Origin of the sequence: Pantoea sp. Taur (genome assembly GCF_009830025.1) — a bacterium.
Taxonomy (GTDB): Bacteria; Pseudomonadota; Gammaproteobacteria; order Enterobacterales; family Enterobacteriaceae; genus Pantoea; species Pantoea communis.
In genome coordinates, this window is record NZ_SZZZ01000013.1 from 1 (window position 1) to 14031 (window position 14031).

Below are 14031 nucleotides of genomic sequence, written 5' to 3' on the forward strand. Positions count from 1 at the left end.
ATAGCAGAGATGGTCAGACTACCGGGACGACGGGAGCGCTCGTTCCCAAGGGTGGTGAAAGAGAGACCCTATAAATATCCGACAGCCAGAAGAAAAAATGCCAGTCAGGCTTAACTGACTGGCATTATGCCGATTGGCGGCCCTTTTTTTGTGCGTTTCGTCAGGTGCGCATTTGTGCGTACCAGGTTATCCTGCCCGACATGAAAACACCTCGCCTTCCCATTGCCCTGCAACAAGCCGTGATGCACTCGTTGCGTCACCATTTGCAACTCGCCAATGAAAAGCTGGAGCGTCACTATGACGAGCCGAAGCTGGTGTATCAGCAGCGCGGCACCGCTGCCGGTACGGCCTGGCTGGAGAAATGGGAGATTCGCATCAACCCGGTACTATTGCTGGAGAATCAGCAGGCATTTGTGGATGAGGTGGTGCCGCACGAACTGGCGCACCTGCTGGTATGGAAAACCTTTGGCCGCGTGCCGCCGCACGGCAAAGAGTGGAAGTGGATGATGGAGAGCGTGCTCGGCGTTCCCGCGCGTCGTACCCATCAGTTCGAAATCGCTTCGGTGCGCAGCAATACCTTCCCCTATCGCTGCCGCTGTCAGCAGCATCAGCTCACCGTGCGCCGCCACAATCGCGTGCAGCGCGGCGAGAGTGAATATCGCTGCGTGCATTGCGGCACCTTGCTGCAACCTGGTGAATTTTCAGCAGCTTAATCCGTTTATCTGATTTCCCACCCTGCGCCATTCTGTTACCCTGCCGCCTTTTTACGCATCAGGTAATTTTTGGAATATGTCTCGCAAAACGCTGTTGTTACTCTCCTTATTAGTTGCCCCCATTAGCGCCTTCAGCCTCAGCATCACCCACTACAATCAAAACAACTTCCAGCAGGCCAAAGTGGTCGCCGCGCAGATCAATGCCGATGCCCCGGCAGAATTTTACTGCGGCTGTAAAATCAGCTGGCACGGCAAGAAAGGCGTCCCTGACCTCAGCAGCTGTGGCTACAGCGTGCGTAAAAATGCCAACCGCGCTGAACGTATTGAGTGGGAACATGTGATGCCCGCATGGGAGTTCGGCCATCAGCGCCAGTGCTGGCAAAATGGCGGCCGTAAAAACTGCAGTAAAGATGCCGATTACCGCCGCATTGAAAGCGACCTGCACAATCTGCAGCCGGCGATTGGTGAAGTGAATGGCGATCGCAATAACTTCCAGTACAGTCAGTGGAACGGCGGCGACGCGCAATATGGTCAGTGCGCAATGAAAGTCGATTTCAAGCAGAAGCTGGCGCAGCCACCCGAGCGTGCACGCGGTGCCATCGCCCGCACTTACTTCTACATGCGTGACCAGTATCAGTTGCGTCTGTCACGCCAGCAGACCCAGCTGTTCACCGCCTGGAACAAGCAATATCCGGTAAGCCAATGGGAGTGTGAACGCGACAACCGCATCGCGCAGGTGCAGGGAAATCACAATCCCTATGTACAACAGGCTTGCCAGCGCTAAAAGCGCTACCCTACACTAGCTTTTTTCCGATTGGGCCGTGTCCGAAGACACGGCATAACGCTGGCAGGAACCGCATGCGCATACCTCGCATTTATCATCCCGAACCTCTTGAAGTTAACTGTGAAGTCTTCCTCGACGAAGATGCCGCTAACCACGTCGGGCGCGTGCTGCGCATGACCGCCGGTCAACAAATTGAGCTGTTTGATGGCAGTAATCTGACTTTTAACGCCGAAATCACCCAGGCTGATAAAAAGCGTGTAAAAGTAAGGGTCCTTGCCAGTCAGCCTGATGACCGTGAATCTCCGCTCCATCTCCATCTTGGGCAGGTGATGTCGCGCGGCGAAAAGATGGAATTCACCATCCAGAAATCGATCGAACTCGGCGTGAACGTAATTACACCCTTGTTTTCGGAGCGCTGCGGCGTAAAGCTGGATGCTGAACGACTGGCGAAGAAGATTCAGCAATGGCAAAAAATTGCGATTGCCGCCTGTGAACAGTGCGGCCGTAATCGTGTGCCGGAAATCCGTGAAGCGATGACGCTGGAAGCCTGGTGTGCCGAGCAGGAAAGCGGTTTAAAGCTCAATCTGCATCCGCGTGCCAGCCACAGTATTAACACTCTGCCGCAGCCGGTTGAACGTGTACGCCTGCTGATTGGTCCGGAAGGCGGCTTATCCGCAGACGAAATTGCCATGACCGCGCAGCAAGGTTTCACCGATATTTTGTTGGGCCCACGCGTGCTGCGTACAGAAACTACCGCACTGACGGCCATTACGGCACTTCAGGTGAGGTTTGGTGACCTGGGTTAAGGGATACTTTTAGGGTTTTAAAACTACGCACGTGAAAAGCCGCAGCGCTGTCACGGAACGGGGCAAGAAAATCCCCCTTTGAGGAGAGAATAATGATTAAGCTTGGCATCGTTATGGACCCAATTTCGTCCATCAACATTAAAAAAGACACCAGCTTCGCCATGTTGCTGGAAGCACAGCGCCGTGGTTACGAAATTCATTACATGGAGATGGGCGATCTCTCCCTGCGCGGCGGCGTCACCTACGCCCGCACGCGCCTGCTGAGCGTGGAGCAAAACTATGACAAATGGTACGAGTTCGGCAGTGAGCAGGTAATCCCGCTGGCCGATCTCAACGTGGTGCTGATGCGTAAAGATCCGCCGTTCGATACCGAATTCATCTATGCCACCTACCTGCTGGAGCGCGCGGAAGAGCAAGGTACGCTGATCGTCAACAAACCGCAGAGCCTGCGTGACTGTAACGAGAAACTTTACACCGCGTGGTTCGCCGACCTGACGCCAGACACGCTGGTGACCCGCAATAAAGAGCAGCTGCGTGCCTTCTGGCAGGAGCACGGTGATGTGATTCTCAAGCCGCTGGACGGCATGGGCGGTGCCTCGATCTTCCGCGTGAAGCAGGACGACCCGAACTTTGGCGTCATCACCGAAACCCTGACCAATCACGGCCAGAACTTCTGCATGGCGCAAAACTATCTGCCGGCGATCAAAGACGGCGATAAGCGCGTGCTGGTAGTGGATGGCGAGCCGGTGCCGTATTGCCTGGCGCGCATCCCACAGGGTGGCGAAACTCGTGGTAACCTGGCTGCCGGTGGCCGCGGTGAAGCACGCCCGTTGAGCGACAGCGATTGGGAAATCGCCCGTCGCGTGGGTCCAACGCTGAAAGCCAAAGGGCTGATTTTTGTCGGTCTGGACATCATTGGTGATAAACTCACCGAAGTTAACGTAACCAGCCCAACCTGCGTGCGTGAAATCGAGGCTGCATTCCCGATCTCGATCACCGGCATGCTGATGGATGCCATTGAGAAACGCCTGGGCTGATGTCAACGGCGTGTAAGCGCCGTGAGAACCCAAAACCGACGTGGCTGCGGCCGCGCCGGTTATTTTTGGTATACGAGTGAGAATGAATTTACAGCACCATTTTTTGATTGCGATGCCGTCGCTGCAGGACCCGCTGTTCAAACGCTCGGTGGTGTATATCTGCGAGCACAATGAAGATGGCGCCATGGGCTTGATCGTGAATAAGCCGATGGAAAACCTGACGGTCGAAGGCATTCTGAAGAAACTTAAAATCAGCCCATCAGAACGTGATCCTGCCATTAAGCTGGATAAGCCGGTGTTCGCTGGCGGCCCGCTGGCGGAAGATCGCGGCTTTATCCTGCACTCTGCCCAGAAAATTTACTCTTCCAGCATCCGTATCTCTGATAACACCGTGATCACCACTTCACGGGATGTGCTGGAAGCGATCGGCACCTCAGAACAGCCCGATAACGTGCTGGTGGCTTTAGGTTATTGCGCCTGGGAAAAAGATCAGCTGGAGAACGAGCTGCTGGAAAATGCCTGGCTGACCACACCCGCGAACAGCAATATTCTGTTCCAGACCCCAATCGCCGAGCGCTGGCGCGAAGCCGCACGCAGCATGGGCATTGATATTCATAATATGACCAGCGATGCAGGGCACGCCTGATGGCCAGTGAAACCTTGCTGGGCTTCGATTTCGGCACCAAAAGCATCGGTGTGGCGGTCGGTCAACAGTTGACCGGCACCGCACGCGCACTCACCGCGCTTAAAGCGCAAGATGGCACGCCAGACTGGAAGCTGATCGAGAAGCTACTGAAAGAGTGGCAGCCTGATTACGTGGTGGTGGGCTTGCCGTTGAACATGGACGGCACCGAGCAGCCGTTAACCGATCGCGCCCGTAAGTTCGCCAATCGCATTCATGGCCGATTCGGCGTGCGCGTTGAGCTGCAGGACGAGCGGTTAAGCACCGTGGAAGCGCGCGCCGACCTGTTCGAACGCGGTGGCTTCCGTGCATTGCAAAAAGGTCAGGTCGATTCGCAATCGGCAGTGATCATTCTGGAAGATTGGTTCGATACGCACTGATTGAAATCCAGGTGCGCGTGAATGCGCACCTGACAAATTGCGGCAACAGCTTGCTTGTTATTCGCTCGGCTATTGTGCTCCCGCCATTTACGGCAACCTGCAAACACGCCAATCAATTCTGCCACTTGTATTGACTCGCAGTCGCGCAAATCATGCCCGCCCTTTTGTAACGACTCGCAGGCATTAAAATCATCCCCGCCTCTTTGTATCAACTCGCAGGCACTCAAATCATGCCCACTCCCTTGTATCGACTTGCAAGCATTCAAATCATGCCCACTCCCTTGTATCGACTTGCAAGCATTCAAATCATGCCCACTCCCTTGTATCGACTTGCAAGCATTCAAATCATGCCCCGCCCTTTAGTAGCAACTCGCAGGCACGCAAATCATGCCCGCCCTTTTGAATCGACTCGCAAATTCTCAAATCAATCCCGCCTGTTGTCGCGCCTGTTCGCTCTGCGCGAACGTCTGCATCCCTGACTGCGCACCGGTTTGCAGCACGCCAGGCAGTTGATGCATCTTGCCCTCGCGGATTAAATTGGTCACCGCAGGCGTGGCCACCAACACCTCGAACAAGCCAATTCGCCCGCCGTTTTTTGCCGGCACCAAACGCTGCGCCAGCACCGCTTTCAAACTGCCCGCCAACTGGGTGCGCACCAGGTTTTTTTCCTCGGCAGGAAACACATCCACCAGCCGATCCACCGCTTGCGTGGCACCTCGCGTGTGCAACGTTGCCAGTACAAGATGCCCGGTCTCTGCCGCCGTCAGCGCCAGCCGAATGGTCTCGCTGTCACGTAGCTCACCCAACAGAATCACATCCGGGTCTTCGCGCAGCGCCGCTTTCAATCCTTGCTGGAATGACACCGTGTGTGCGCCCACTTCCCGCTGCTGTATCAACGAGCGCTGGCTGTGATGCAAAAATTCAATCGGATCTTCCAGCGTAATAATGTGGCGTGCCTGTTCGCGATTGAGGCTGTCCACCATCGCAGCCAGCGTGGTGGATTTACCGCTGCCGGTGGCACCCGTGATTAAGATCAGCCCCTCTTCCAGCTGCAACAACTGCGTTACCACGTCAGGCAGTTGCAATGGGTTGATGTTGGGCGCCTGGCTGTCAATCAAGCGCAGCGCCAGCGATAAACCGTGGCGCTGCATAAACAGGTTGGCACGCAAGCGCACGCCGCTTTTCAGGGTGATGGCAAAATCAACGTGCCCGCTCGCTTCCAGCTCATCCTGCTGTACGCCGCTGAGCCACTGTTGCAAAAAGGTTTCCAGCCAGTCGCCATCCAATGCGGTTTGTTGTGGGATCGGCTCCAGCACCCCCAGCCGTCGCCAGTGCGGTAAATGTCCGCTGCAAAGGTGCAGATCGGCGGCGTTATGCTTTACACTAAGGGCCACAACTTCATCCAAATCCATTTAACTTCTCCTGACTATGACTTCCATTGAGCACAACCTACAGCAAGTGCGTGAGCGTATCGCCACTGCCGCTGCACGCTGCGGCCGCGCGCCAGAAGAAATTACCCTGCTTGCAGTGAGCAAAACCAAACCTGCGAGCGCAGTCGCAGAAGCGATTGCTGCGGGTCAGCAGGCATTCGGTGAAAATTACGTACAGGAAGGGGTTGAAAAGGTGGCTGAGCTGGCCGCACATCCTGATCTGCAGTGGCACTTTATCGGGCCGCTGCAATCCAACAAAAGCCGCCTGGTGGCGGAGAATTTTGCCTGGTGTCACACCGTGGATCGTGAACGCATTGCACAACGTCTGAACGATCAGCGTCCGGAAGCGTTACCGCCGCTTAACGTGTTAATTCAGGTAAATATCAGTGACGAGAACAGCAAATCTGGCATCATGCTGGAGGCCATTCCGGCGCTGGCGGCGCAGATAGCCGCATTGCCACGTTTGCGCTTGCGCGGACTGATGGCGATCCCGGCGCCGGAGTCAGATTACGATCGACAGTTCGCGGTATGTCAGCAGATGGCTGACGCGTTTAACGCTCTAAAACAGGATTACCCTGACATCGATACGCTTTCTCTGGGAATGAGCGACGACATGGATGCGGCAATCGCCGCAGGCAGCACCATGGTGCGCATTGGCACCGCCGTATTTGGCGCGCGGGATTATGCGCGACCTTCACAACAATAATTGAGGAACCTCATGTTAACAATGACGTTTTTAGTCAAAACGCTGATCGACCTGTACGTGATGGTATTGCTGCTGCGCATCTGGATGCAGTGGTCACGCTGTGATTTCTATAACCCGCTGTCACAGTTCGTGGTGAAGATTACACAGCCAATTATCAAGCCGCTGCGCCGCGTGCTGCCAGCGATAGGCCCGATTGACACAGCCTCGCTTGTGCTGGCCTTTGTACTGACCACCCTGAAATATCCGGTGCTACTGTTAATTCAGGTTGGCGTTTTCTCAGTGGATCCCACCAATCTGTTAGTCGGCCTGTTATCGCTGGTGAAATCCGCCGGTTATCTGGTGTTCTGGGTGATTATCATTCGTTCACTGATGAGCTGGATCAGCCAGGGACGTGGCCCGATTGATTACGTGTTGATTCAGCTGACTGAACCGCTGATGGCACCGATTCGCCGTATTCTGCCTGCGATGGGCGGCATCGATTTCTCTGCCATGATTGTGATTCTGGTGCTGTACGCGCTGAATTTCCTCGGCATGGACCTGTTCCCAGGTCTCTGGTATTTGCTGTAATTCGTTAATCTGGAACTGTTATGCAAAAAGTTGTACTCGCCACCGGTAATCCGGGCAAAGTTCGTGAACTGGCCGATCTGTTAGCGGCCTTCGGCCTCGATATCGTGGCACAAACCGAGCTGGGCGTTGAGTCAGCGGAAGAAACCGGTCTGACCTTTATTGAAAATGCCATTCTTAAGGCGCGTCATGCGGCGCAGATCACCGGCTTGCCAGCGATTGCCGATGACTCTGGTCTGGCTGTGGATGCGCTCGGCGGCGCGCCAGGCATCTACTCTGCGCGCTATGCCGGAGAAGACGCCAGCGATCAGCAAAATCTCGATAAGCTGCTGGTGGCGCTGGAAAACGTGCCGGAGGGCGAGCGTCAGGCGCAGTTCCATTGCGTGCTGGTTTATGTGCGCCATGCTGAAGATCCAACACCGCTGGTGTTCCACGGCAGCTGGGCGGGTGAAATCACCCGTGCAGCCGCAGGTGAAGGCGGCTTTGGTTACGACCCGATTTTCTATGTTCCTGAACTGGGCAAAACCGCAGCAGAGCTGAGTAAAGATGAAAAGCGTGCTGTTTCTCACCGTGGCAAAGCATTGACGCTGTTACTGGATGCGATGCGCAATGCCTGAGTTACCTCCGTTAAGCCTGTACATCCACATTCCGTGGTGTGTGCAGAAGTGTCCGTACTGTGATTTCAACTCCCACGCGTTAAAAGGCGAGGTGCCGCACATCGAGTATGTGCAGCACCTGCTCAGCGATCTTGAACAGGACCTGCCGCTAACCGCTGGCCGTGAAGTACGCACCATCTTCATTGGCGGCGGCACACCGAGTCTGCTCAGCAGCAACGCCATGCAAATGTTGATGGATGGCGTGCGTGCGCGCCTGCCGCTGGCGGCCGATGCAGAGGTCACAATGGAAGCCAACCCGGGCACCGTGGAAGCGGATCGCTTCAGCGGCTACCAGAAAGCCGGTATTAACCGTATTTCGATTGGCGTGCAGAGTTTTAGCCCGCAGAAGCTGGAGCGCTTAGGGCGCATTCACGGCCCTGATGAAGCGGTACGTGCCGCCCATCTCGCCGCCGGTCTTGGTCTGCGCAGCTTTAACCTCGATTTGATGCACGGCTTGCCCGATCAGTCACTGGAAGAGGCACTGGACGATTTGCGTCAGGCGATTGCGCTGAATCCGCCGCACCTGTCGTGGTATCAGCTGACCATCGAGCCGAACACGATGTTCAGCTCGCGTCCGCCGGTGTTGCCGGATGACGATGGGCTGTGGGACATCTACGAACAAGGCCATGAGTTGCTGAGTGCCGCTGGTTATCAGCAGTACGAGACTTCAGCCTATGCCAAGCCGGGTTATCGCTGCGAGCACAACCTCAACTACTGGCGCTTCGGTGATTACCTCGGTATCGGCTGTGGTGCGCACGGCAAGCTGACGCAGCCGGATGGCAGAATTGTGCGTACGGTGAAAACCCGTCATCCGCGCGGCTTTATGCAAGGTAATTACCTCGACAAGCAGCACGATGTGGAGAACGAAGACAAGCCGTTTGAGTTCTTTATGAACCGCTTCCGTCTGCTGGAAGCCGCACCGCGTGCAGATTTCAGCCGCTATACCGGGCTGGATGAACAAGTGATTCGTGCACAGATGGACGCAGCGATCGAGGCAGGTTACGTGGTGGAAACCGCAGAGCAGTGGCAGATAACCGAAAAAGGGAAGTTGTTCCTGAATTCGCTGCTTGAACTGTTTATGTAGGCCAAACAGTCATATAACCCAGCGGCACGCTACTTCGTCCCGCTGGTTTTTTTTAACCTTTAACGCCCTGCACTAACGCTTTGCGCTGCCCTTCCAGATCCGTCACGCGATTACACACCTCATGACCGAAGTTCTGGAAGTCCTGTTCCTGCTTATTCCATTCTGCCTGAACCGCCTGCTGCAGACCGCCGAGGTTGCCCATGATCGCCTGCAGTGGATTACTGCCGCTGGCGGCCTGGCTGCTGCCCATCTCGTTCAGGCTGTCCTGCATAATGCCGCCCAGCGTGCTCTGCACCAGCTTTTCGCCTTCAGCGCGCACCTGGTCAATCGCCTGATGGTGGAAGGTCAAACCATCCGGGCGATGCTCAATGATACGGTTCATCTGCTGCTTCAGCTGTCCATCCAGCTTGGTCAGGCGATTGCGCACGTTGCTGTTGGCACCGAGCTTTTCCACAATCACTTTATCCAGCGCCACACGGCTGCGTTCCAGACGCATCGAGGCCCCGTTATCTACCCACGGCAGATCACGGCGTAACGCATTCTGATAGTCGATGGCTTTCTGTCGCGTGGCGTTATCCACGTTGGCTTTCTGCCCGTTAAAGGTCACATCGCCCTGCGGTGAGATTTCAAGATTACCGTTGGTGCCGACCACCTGCACGCTCTGCGGTTTGATGATCACATCATCCTGAGGATTAACGCTGCACTGATAATCAGCCTGCGCCTGTGTCGCTGCGGCCAGCAGCAGTGCGGTAAGAAGCGCCTTACGAACCATGAAATCTCCCTAAAATGAAAAGCCGCCCACGCCTTTGCAGTTAGTACAAGTCAGGCGTAAGCGGCGCAGCGAATTTGGTGACGGCCAACGCACAGCAACCGGAGCGTACTAAAGTACGTGAGGATGACTCGCGTTGCTCGCCCCTTTCGGGGCCGCCCTTTGGGCGTTCAAGTCGCTAATGCAACTTGTGCGAGCACTGGCCGGCGCCAAAAGCGCAAGTGAGCTAGCCTGAAGCGATATCTCAGGCCAGTAGAGTACTTAGTCCCACCAGACGTCAAAGAGTTCAGTCACCTGAACATCTGACAGCTCGCGTTTCTCCAGCCATTTGCGCACCAGCTCACGGTGCTCATCGGTGCACTTACCGGTTTCCTGCAGGCAAACCAGACCTTCCCACACCAGATAACCGCTGCCGTCATACGCCAGGCCATTGGGATCAATCACTTCAGTAATAAACTGATCCAGCGTGGCATCAATTTGCTCCTCGGTGGTGCCTTCGGCAAAACGCCAGGCCACAGAGAAACCTAACTCCTGAAACTCATCGATATGCAGTTTTTTACGTAAACGACGGCTACGCTGTACGGCCATTATTTAATCCTCTCAAACATCAGATCCCAAACGCCATGGCCCAGTCGCTGCCCGCGCTGCTCAAATTTCGTTAACGGACGCGTTTCCGGACGCGGCACGTAATCGTTAGCTTCTGACAGGTTTTTATACCCATCCACGCTGCTCATGATTTCCAGCATGTGTGTCGCGTAATCTTCCCAGTCGGTGGCCATATGGAACACGCCGCCCAGCTTCAGCTTACGCATCACCAGCTCGGCAAAAGGTACCTGCACAATGCGACGTTTATTGTGGCGCGCTTTATGCCATGGATCCGGGAAGAACAGCTGAACCATGCGCAGTGAGTTATCCGGAATCATCTGCTGCAGCACTTCTACTGCGTCGTGACACATCACACGCAGGTTTTCCACGCCAGCTTCTTTGGCAGAAGCCAGACAGGCTCCCACGCCCGGCGCATGCACTTCAAGACCGAGGAAGTTCTGGTGAGGATTATTTTGCGCCATGGTCACCAGTGAGGCGCCCATGCCAAAACCGATTTCCAGCACCACTGGCGCTTCACGGCCAAACAGTGCTGCCAAATCCAGCGGTTCCTGCTGGAACTCGACGCCCATCTCCGGCCAGTAATTATCGAGCGCGAGCTGCTGTCCTTTCGTTAAGCGCCCCTGGCGGCGCACAAAACTGCGGATACGGCGTAATGGCCGCCCGTTCTCATCAAATTCCGGGGTGATGACGTCATTAATCATGTTGAAGCCTGCTGGTTAGCCTTTTCTGGGAAACGGGCATTATGCAAAGTTAGATAGCAGAAGCAAGCCTTTGCAATCTTCCGGTTTACACCCCGATGTCTCTGTGCTGGAATTCCTGCCTGATTGTAGAGCAAACACGGAATATTTCCTCAAATGATGCAAGCGCCGCAGTTCGCGCAACTGGTGCTGGAGTGGTATCAGCGCTTCGGCCGCAAAACCCTGCCGTGGCAGCAGGAGAAGACACCTTATAAAGTGTGGCTCTCTGAAGTGATGCTGCAGCAGACGCAAGTTGCCACCGTTATCCCTTACTTTGAACGCTTTATGGCGCGCTTCCCGACGATTGCCGATCTGGCCGCTGCACCGCTGGACGAAGTACTGCATCTTTGGACCGGCCTCGGCTATTACGCCCGTGCGCGTAACCTGCATAAAGCGGCGAAGCAGGTGGTGGATAAGCACAGTGGCGAGTTCCCGCGCAATTTCGATGACGTGGCCGCACTGCCCGGCGTTGGACGCTCCACCGCGGGTGCAGTGCTGTCCTTATCGCTCGGCCTGCATTTCCCGATTCTGGATGGCAACGTCAAGCGCGTGCTGGCCCGGTGTTATGCTGTCGGTGGTTGGCCGGGCAAAAAAGACGTTGAGAAACGTTTATGGCAGATTAGCGAAGAAGTGACACCTGCCGAAGGCGTAAGCCAGTTTAATCAGGCGATGATGGACCTCGGTGCGTTAGTGTGTACTCGCTCACGTCCTAAGTGTGAGATTTGCCCGATCAGCAACGGTTGCGTCGCGTATGCCAACAATAGTTGGGCCGAATATCCGGGTAAGAAACCCAAAGTAACGATTCCAGAGCGCACCGGCTGGTTTCTGATGATTCAGCACGGCGATGACGTGTTCCTGGAGCAACGTCCACCGGTGGGCTTATGGGGCGGGTTGTTCTGCTTTCCACAGTTCACCAGTGAGCAAGCGCTAACTGACTGGCTGGCCGAGCGCGGCATTCACGCCAAACCACAGCAGCTGACGGCTTTTCGTCATACCTTCAGCCATTTCCACTTAGACATTGTGCCTATGTGGCTGGCGTGGCCTTCTGCCGGGTCGCTGATGGATGAAGCGAGCGGTCTCTGGTATAACTTAGCGCAACCACCGTCAGTGGGTTTGGCAGCGCCCGTAGAGCGTTTACTGCACGAATTGCGCCATCCCCAGCAACTGGCACTGCACACGCGCGTGATCCAAGAGGAAGAGTAATGAGCCGCACCATTTTTTGTACGTTTCTGCAACGCGACGCTGAAGGGCAGGATTTCCAGCTCTATCCAGGCGAGATCGGTAAGCGCATCTACAATGAGATTTCCAAAGAAGCCTGGCAGCAGTGGATGTCCAAGCAGACCATGTTGATCAACGAGAAAAAGCTCAACATGATGAACCCGGAAGATCGCAAAGTGCTGGAAAAGGAGATGATCAATTTCCTGTTCGAAGGCAAAGATGTGCACATCGAAGGTTTCACCCCGCCAGAAAAATAATCGTTCAGGGCCTCCCTTTGAGGCCCTCTTTTTGAATCAGGCACGCATTTACAATGAATAAAAAACTGATAGCGCTGTTAGTGATTGCTCCACTTTTGGTTTCCTGCTCCGGACAAAAAAAATCGCAGTATCACGAAGAGTGGGTTAAGGACACCAACGGTTTCGACATCCTGATGGGGCAGTTCGCCGCCAACATTGAAAATATTTGGGGTATCAATGAGGTTCTGATCGCTGGACCGAAGGATTACGTCAAATATAGCGACAGCTATTACACCCGCAGTCACATCAACTTCGACAGCGGTAGCATCACCATTGAGACCATTGCTGGCACCGATCCGATGGCCAGCCTGCGCCAGGCGATCATCACCACGCTGTTGATTGGTGACGATCCGGGTAATGTCGATCTCTACTCCGATGCCAATGATATTCAGATCAGTAAAGAGCCGCTGCTTTACGGCCAGGTGCTGGATAACACCGGTCAGCCGATTCGCTGGCAGGGACGCGCGGCCAATTTCGCCGATTATCTGATTCAGAACAAACTACAAAAACGCACTTCTGGCCTGCATGTCATCTGGTCGGTAACCATTCCGATGGTGCCAAACCACCTCGACAAACGTGCGCACAAATATCTGCCGCTGGTGCGTAAAGCCGCTGAAGAGTACGGCGTTGATGCATCCCTGATTCTGGCGATTATGCAGACGGAATCGAGCTTCAACCCCTATGCGGTCAGCAACTCCGATGCGCTGGGCTTGATGCAGGTGGTTCAGCACACCGCTGGCGTGGACGTGTTCCGCATGAAGGGCAAGTGGGGTAAACCGAGCCGCAGCTATCTGCTCGATCCGGCCAATAACATTGATGCGGGAACGGCCTATCTGTCGCTGTTGCAGAAAAGTTATTTAGGCGGGATTCAGGATCCAGTGTCACGCCGCTACGCGGTAATTACCGCCTACAACGGCGGCGCGGGTAGCGTACTGCGCGTGTTCTCCAGCGATAAAGATCGTGCCTTCGCCAAGATTAACGATATGTCGCCTAATGATGTGTATCAAACGCTGACCACCAGTCATCCATCGGGCGAATCACGTCGCTATCTGTACAAGGTGAATCAGGCACAGCGTAGTTATCATCGGTATTAATCATCAACTGATGAGTTAATGCATTAGTTATTTTAGGGGCAGACAGAGAGAAAAAGATTGACTCTGACTGCCTCTTTTTTAATTACCCTCGCAGGGATATATCCCGTCGATAAATTTCGCCTGACCTCACAAAAATAAGAAATCAATATGGTGAAACTTCGTCCATCGCAACGTGTTGTTTTTACAACCACACGCACGACCTGCCTAACATTTATATTCTATATTCTTTCGTTTTCTTCCCATCTCACATTCCCGCCCTGATTGACCCTTTTTTGAATAAGGTGCAATGATTATTTCACGTCTCCACAGATAAATTAACAACGGCCTATATCGCTCTATAAATAATTTCTGGCATTGATTTAAATAATTAAAATATCGATGAAGATCACACTTCATCGCGGAAAATAACATCGTATCGGGCATATCAACATTATTTCATCAACACGGATGCTTGCATCCCGTGGGATAT

The 14031-nt window shown here is 54.5% G+C and carries 18 protein-coding genes; 14 read left to right on the plus strand and 4 right to left on the minus strand.

From position 1 onward, the window contains the following. From FD744_RS25625 to ruvX, 7 genes are all read left to right on the plus strand, one after another. A partial coding sequence (locus FD744_RS25625; protein WP_237449408.1) for a hypothetical protein occupies positions 1 to 114 on the plus strand: 114 nt, incomplete at its 5' end. Between the two features lie 86 nt (positions 115 to 200). Then, positions 201 to 713 carry a SprT family zinc-dependent metalloprotease gene (locus FD744_RS16950; RefSeq protein ID WP_160868790.1) on the plus strand — a complete coding sequence of 171 codons (513 nt, stop codon included), beginning with the start codon at positions 201 to 203 and terminating at the stop codon, positions 711 to 713. A 76-nt stretch (positions 714 to 789) separates the two neighbouring features. Then, entirely contained in the window at positions 790 to 1497 is a 708-nt protein-coding gene (gene endA / locus FD744_RS16955) for a deoxyribonuclease I (RefSeq protein ID WP_034823262.1), read from the plus strand. Between the two features lie 74 nt (positions 1498 to 1571). Beyond that, on the plus strand, positions 1572 to 2303 hold the full coding sequence (gene rsmE, locus FD744_RS16960) for a 16S rRNA (uracil(1498)-N(3))-methyltransferase (RefSeq protein ID WP_160868791.1): 732 nt from the start codon (positions 1572 to 1574) through the stop codon (positions 2301 to 2303). A gap of 92 nt (positions 2304 to 2395) precedes the next feature. Beyond that, on the plus strand, positions 2396 to 3340 hold the full coding sequence (gene gshB, locus FD744_RS16965; protein WP_045814700.1) for a glutathione synthase: 945 nt from the start codon (positions 2396 to 2398) through the stop codon (positions 3338 to 3340). A gap of 82 nt (positions 3341 to 3422) precedes the next feature. After that, positions 3423 to 3986 (plus strand): YqgE/AlgH family protein, encoded by a 564-nt coding sequence (locus tag FD744_RS16970; protein WP_034823267.1) that lies wholly within the window; start codon positions 3423 to 3425, stop codon positions 3984 to 3986. Beyond that, complete coding sequence (gene ruvX / locus FD744_RS16975) at positions 3986 to 4402, plus strand: Holliday junction resolvase RuvX (protein ID WP_034823268.1); 417 nt, start codon at positions 3986 to 3988, stop codon at positions 4400 to 4402. The genes FD744_RS16970 and ruvX overlap by 1 nt, the downstream gene beginning before the upstream one ends. A 419-nt stretch (positions 4403 to 4821) precedes the next feature. Here the strand turns inward: ruvX and FD744_RS16980 are convergent, their stop codons facing one another. Next, a complete protein-coding gene (locus tag FD744_RS16980) occupies positions 4822 to 5814 on the minus strand; it encodes a type IV pilus twitching motility protein PilT (protein WP_160868792.1) in 993 nt (330 codons plus the stop codon). Positions 5815 to 5830: 16 nt separating this feature from the next. Here FD744_RS16980 and FD744_RS16985 point away from each other — a divergent pair, with 16 nt between their 5' ends. The 4 genes from FD744_RS16985 to hemW are packed head-to-tail and all read left to right on the plus strand — an operon-like array spanning position 5831 to position 8842. Then, positions 5831 to 6538 carry a YggS family pyridoxal phosphate-dependent enzyme gene (locus FD744_RS16985; protein WP_160868793.1) on the plus strand — a complete coding sequence of 236 codons (708 nt, stop codon included), beginning with the start codon at positions 5831 to 5833 and terminating at the stop codon, positions 6536 to 6538. Positions 6539 to 6550: 12 nt separating this feature from the next. Beyond that, positions 6551 to 7105 carry a YggT family protein gene (locus tag FD744_RS16990; protein WP_034823271.1) on the plus strand — a complete coding sequence of 185 codons (555 nt, stop codon included), beginning with the start codon at positions 6551 to 6553 and terminating at the stop codon, positions 7103 to 7105. Positions 7106 to 7125: 20 nt separating this feature from the next. After that, entirely contained in the window at positions 7126 to 7719 is a 594-nt protein-coding gene (locus FD744_RS16995) for an XTP/dITP diphosphatase (protein ID WP_160833045.1), read from the plus strand. Continuing rightward, positions 7712 to 8842 (plus strand): radical SAM family heme chaperone HemW, encoded by a 1131-nt coding sequence (gene hemW, locus FD744_RS17000; protein WP_160868794.1) that lies wholly within the window; start codon positions 7712 to 7714, stop codon positions 8840 to 8842. The genes FD744_RS16995 and hemW overlap by 8 nt, the downstream gene beginning before the upstream one ends. Positions 8843 to 8894: 52 nt before the next feature. Here the strand turns inward: hemW and FD744_RS17005 are convergent, their stop codons facing one another. From FD744_RS17005 to trmB, 3 genes are all read right to left on the minus strand, one after another. Then, on the minus strand, positions 8895 to 9614 hold the full coding sequence (locus FD744_RS17005; protein ID WP_160868795.1) for a DUF2884 domain-containing protein: 720 nt from the start codon (positions 9612 to 9614) through the stop codon (positions 8895 to 8897). Between the two features lie 258 nt (positions 9615 to 9872). Then, positions 9873 to 10199 carry a YggL family protein gene (locus FD744_RS17010; protein WP_034823275.1) on the minus strand — a complete coding sequence of 109 codons (327 nt, stop codon included), beginning with the start codon at positions 10197 to 10199 and terminating at the stop codon, positions 9873 to 9875. Beyond that, positions 10199 to 10918: a tRNA (guanosine(46)-N7)-methyltransferase TrmB gene (trmB, locus tag FD744_RS17015; protein ID WP_038644896.1), complete on the minus strand. Its 720-nt coding sequence runs from the start codon at positions 10916 to 10918 to the stop codon at positions 10199 to 10201. The genes FD744_RS17010 and trmB overlap by 1 nt, the downstream gene beginning before the upstream one ends. A 153-nt stretch (positions 10919 to 11071) precedes the next feature. Here trmB and mutY point away from each other — a divergent pair, with 153 nt between their 5' ends. The 3 genes from mutY to mltC are packed head-to-tail and all read left to right on the plus strand — an operon-like array spanning position 11072 to position 13562. After that, complete coding sequence (gene mutY, locus FD744_RS17020) at positions 11072 to 12157, plus strand: A/G-specific adenine glycosylase (RefSeq protein ID WP_160868796.1); 1086 nt, start codon at positions 11072 to 11074, stop codon at positions 12155 to 12157. Beyond that, positions 12157 to 12429: an oxidative damage protection protein gene (locus FD744_RS17025; protein ID WP_034823278.1), complete on the plus strand. Its 273-nt coding sequence runs from the start codon at positions 12157 to 12159 to the stop codon at positions 12427 to 12429. The genes mutY and FD744_RS17025 overlap by 1 nt, the downstream gene beginning before the upstream one ends. Positions 12430 to 12482: 53 nt before the next feature. Then, a complete protein-coding gene (mltC, locus tag FD744_RS17030) occupies positions 12483 to 13562 on the plus strand; it encodes a membrane-bound lytic murein transglycosylase MltC (protein WP_058959330.1) in 1080 nt (359 codons plus the stop codon). Positions 13563 to 14031: the final 469 nt, after the last annotated feature.

Excerpts from the sequence above, each read along its gene's own strand:
- trmB (WP_038644896.1), bottom strand. The coding sequence starts at position 10,918 with ATGATTAATGACGTCATCACCCCGGAATTTGATGAGAACGGGCGGCCA.
- FD744_RS16990 (WP_034823271.1), top strand. The coding sequence starts at position 6,551 with ATGTTAACAATGACGTTTTTAGTCAAAACGCTGATCGACCTGTACGTG.
- gshB (WP_045814700.1), top strand. The coding sequence starts at position 2,396 with ATGATTAAGCTTGGCATCGTTATGGACCCAATTTCGTCCATCAACATT.
- FD744_RS17005 (WP_160868795.1), bottom strand. The coding sequence starts at position 9,614 with ATGGTTCGTAAGGCGCTTCTTACCGCACTGCTGCTGGCCGCAGCGACA.
- rsmE (WP_160868791.1), top strand. The coding sequence starts at position 1,572 with ATGCGCATACCTCGCATTTATCATCCCGAACCTCTTGAAGTTAACTGT.
- FD744_RS16980 (WP_160868792.1), bottom strand. The coding sequence starts at position 5,814 with ATGGATTTGGATGAAGTTGTGGCCCTTAGTGTAAAGCATAACGCCGCC.
- FD744_RS16970 (WP_034823267.1), top strand. The coding sequence starts at position 3,423 with ATGAATTTACAGCACCATTTTTTGATTGCGATGCCGTCGCTGCAGGAC.
- endA (WP_034823262.1), top strand. The coding sequence starts at position 790 with ATGTCTCGCAAAACGCTGTTGTTACTCTCCTTATTAGTTGCCCCCATT.
- FD744_RS17010 (WP_034823275.1), bottom strand. The coding sequence starts at position 10,199 with ATGGCCGTACAGCGTAGCCGTCGTTTACGTAAAAAACTGCATATCGAT.
- ruvX (WP_034823268.1), top strand. The coding sequence starts at position 3,986 with ATGGCCAGTGAAACCTTGCTGGGCTTCGATTTCGGCACCAAAAGCATC.
- FD744_RS16985 (WP_160868793.1), top strand. The coding sequence starts at position 5,831 with ATGACTTCCATTGAGCACAACCTACAGCAAGTGCGTGAGCGTATCGCC.
- mltC (WP_058959330.1), top strand. The coding sequence starts at position 12,483 with ATGAATAAAAAACTGATAGCGCTGTTAGTGATTGCTCCACTTTTGGTT.
- FD744_RS17025 (WP_034823278.1), top strand. The coding sequence starts at position 12,157 with ATGAGCCGCACCATTTTTTGTACGTTTCTGCAACGCGACGCTGAAGGG.
- FD744_RS16950 (WP_160868790.1), top strand. The coding sequence starts at position 201 with ATGAAAACACCTCGCCTTCCCATTGCCCTGCAACAAGCCGTGATGCAC.
- hemW (WP_160868794.1), top strand. The coding sequence starts at position 7,712 with ATGCCTGAGTTACCTCCGTTAAGCCTGTACATCCACATTCCGTGGTGT.
- FD744_RS16995 (WP_160833045.1), top strand. The coding sequence starts at position 7,126 with ATGCAAAAAGTTGTACTCGCCACCGGTAATCCGGGCAAAGTTCGTGAA.
- mutY (WP_160868796.1), top strand. The coding sequence starts at position 11,072 with ATGATGCAAGCGCCGCAGTTCGCGCAACTGGTGCTGGAGTGGTATCAG.